Origin of the sequence: Asanoa sp. NPDC050611 (assembly GCF_040654855.1) — a bacterium.
GTDB lineage: Bacteria > Actinomycetota > Actinomycetes > Mycobacteriales > Micromonosporaceae > Asanoa.
Map to the genome: position 1 here is coordinate 1 of NZ_JBFAIU010000586.1, position 2,577 is coordinate 2,577.

Annotated in this window: 4 protein-coding genes; 3 read left to right on the forward strand and 1 reads right to left on the reverse strand. The window is 72.8% G+C overall.

Going from position 1 to position 2,577, the window contains the following annotated elements:
- The first annotated feature begins 107 nt into the window (after nt 1–107).
- Together AB0H87_RS40550 and AB0H87_RS40555 are read left to right on the forward strand one after the other, a co-directional pair.
- Nucleotides 108–389, forward strand: a complete 282-nt coding sequence (locus tag AB0H87_RS40550; RefSeq protein WP_360158778.1) for a hypothetical protein — start codon at nt 108–110, stop codon at nt 387–389.
- A gap of 28 nt (nt 390–417) precedes the next feature.
- Nucleotides 418–696, forward strand: coding sequence for a hypothetical protein (locus AB0H87_RS40555; protein WP_360158781.1), 279 nt, complete (start codon nt 418–420; stop codon nt 694–696).
- A gap of 29 nt (nt 697–725) precedes the next feature.
- On the opposite strand, the gene AB0H87_RS40560 is transcribed toward AB0H87_RS40555, so the two are convergent.
- Nucleotides 726–1,148, reverse strand: a complete 423-nt coding sequence (locus tag AB0H87_RS40560; RefSeq protein ID WP_360158784.1) for a MarR family winged helix-turn-helix transcriptional regulator — start codon at nt 1,146–1,148, stop codon at nt 726–728.
- Nucleotides 1,149–1,204: 56 nt separating this feature from the next.
- Between AB0H87_RS40560 and AB0H87_RS40565 the strand changes: the two genes are divergently transcribed.
- Nucleotides 1,205–2,577: MMPL family transporter (locus AB0H87_RS40565; RefSeq protein ID WP_360158787.1), on the forward strand; the 1,373-nt coding region annotated here is incomplete at its 3' end.

Here is a 2,577-nt window from a genome sequence, read left to right on the forward strand (position 1 = left end):
GAGTTTCCGCGGATCTGGATCATGGCGCTGTCGAAGGCCGATCTCCTGCCGAACCTGGACGTGTTCAAGTTCCGGGACCTTCTCGTCGCGAAAGCGACGCGGACGCGGTGGTCTCGCTGTCGGCACACGACACCCGCTTCTCGGCCGCCGCGACCGCACCGGTCAACCCGGCGGACGCCGCCCCTGCCCTGAAGGTGCCACTGCTGTTCGCCTGCGCCACCGAGGACCCGTCCGCGTTCTGCGGCGACTCCGCGAAGGACTTTCTCGCCGCCGTGGCGACCACCGACCGCAAGGTGATCGAGCTACCCGACAGCACGATGCACGGCTGGGACATGCTCGGCACGATCGAATCCGATGTGGACACGTTCCTGGCCGCGCACGCGGGCTAGACCGCCGATTCGACGCTTCCGCGCCGCCGTGGCGACCACCGACCGCAAGGTGATCGAACTACCCGACAGCACGATGCACAGCTGGGACATGCCCGGCAGGATCGAGTCCGATGTGGACACGACGGTCGCGTTGACCTCGACCTCGCCGGTCGGCAGCTTTCTGGTCGCGCACGCGGGCCAGGCCGCCGATTCGACTCTTCCGCCTCGCCGGCGAGCACGCCCACCGGTGCCGCCGGCGCCGGGCCGGCGGCCAGCGCCGTGCGCCCGGGGTGTGCCGCTCGAAGCCCAGGACGGATCTGGTCCCTGACCCGTCGGCGCGCCGTTCCAGACCCGGACCTAACCCGTCGCCGCGAGGACCCGGTGCAGCAACGCGTTGAGCTGGCTCGCCTCCGCGGCGGTCAGGCCCAGCGCCGCCGGGCGGTTCATCCGGGCGATGATCGGCCAGGCGCGGCCGAGCAGGTCCTCGCCCGCCTGGGTCAGGCGCACCGACAGCGGCTGACCGCGGCGCGGCTCCGGGTGCGTGACCAGGCCGTCCGCCACGAGGCCGCGGAGCAGCGAGCCCATGCTCTGCGGCGTCACCCGCACCTGCCGGGCCAGTTCGGCCGAGGACATCCCCGGGTTGCGGCTCAGGGTGGCCAGGATCCCGAACAGGTGCGGCTTCAGACCCACCTTCGCCAGCTCCGCGGTGAACACCCGGCTCAGCGCGTGGCTGGCCCGCACCACGGTCCAGGGGACGACGGAGTCGTCGTCGAGTTGCATGTTGTGTAGCCTAGGCAAACCATAAGTCTCCTTATACCCCCGGGACGGCGCTGACCATGTGGACCGAACGGATCCTCCGGCACCGGCGGCTCGTCATGCTCGGCTGGCTCGTGCTCGCCGTGGTCGGCGGCGCCCTCGCGCCGCGGGCGATCGACCGGCTCAGCTACGAGTTCAGCTTCCCGGGCCAGCCCGCCTACGAGGCCAACGAGAAGATCCAGGACACCTTCGGTGGCGGCGGCAACGTGGACCCGCTGGTCGTCACCGTCACCCTCCCCGCGGGTCGGTCGTTCGACGATCCGGGTGTACGCGGCGAGCTGGCCGCCGCGTTCGCCCGCCTCGACCGGCCCGGCTGGCGGGTCGCGTCGCCGGAGAACGTCGCCGACCCGACGCCGTTCATGACCGACCGCACCGCGTACGCCCTCGACTATCCGCCCTTCACCCCCGGACCCGGCCCCTATGCCGCCGCCCTGCCGCAGCTCGAAGGGGCTCTCGCGGGGGTCACGGTCGCCGGCGCGCAACCGCTCGTGACGGGCGTCGACCCGCTCAACGAGAGCGGCGGCGGCTCCGACCGCCCGATCATCGTGGAGATCGCCCTCGGTGCCGGTGGCGCCCTGGTCGTGCTCGCGCTGGCCTTCGGCTCACTGCTCGCGCTCGTGCCGCTGCTGCTCGCCGCGGTCGCCATCACGACCACGTTCCTGCTGGTGCTGGCCCTGACCGTGGGCCTGGACGTGTCGTTCATCGTGCAGTACCTGGTCGGCCTCATCGGCCTGGGCGTCGCCATCGACTACGCGTTGCTGATAATCATGCGCTGGCGCGAGGAGCGCGCGGCCGGCGCCGACAACGAACAGGCCGTCCGCACGGCGATGGCCACCGCCGGCCGGGCCGTCGTGTTCAGCGGGGTGACCGTGGCCATCTCCCTGCTCGCGCTGATCGTCCTGCCGCTGCCGTTCCTGCGCAGCGTGGGCCTCGCCGGCCTGCTCATCCCGCTGGTCAGCGTGCTGGTCGCGGTGACGCTGCTGCCCGCGCTGCTGGTCTCGGTCGGCACGCGCCTGGAGTGGCCGCGCCGCCGACTGCCGAAGACCGAGAGCCGCAGCTGGCTGTCGATCGGCCGCCTGGTCGTGCGGCACCGCTGGGTCTCCGCGGTGCTGGCCACGGCGGCCCTGGTCGTGCTCGCCCTGCCGGTCTTCGGCCTGCGCCTCGGGTCGCCGGAGCTGGCCGCGATCGCGGGCGGCGACAGCCCGGCGGCGGTCGGCTACCGCAACCTGGCCGACGCCGGCCTGGTGGGCGCGCTGCGCCCGGTCGAGGTGGTGACGACGGACCCCGCCGCGGCCGACGGGCTCGCCGGGATCGAGGGCGTGGCAGCGGTGGTCACCCCGACCGATCCCGGCTGGACGGCCGGCGACGAGCGGCTGCTGCCGGTCCTGCTGAC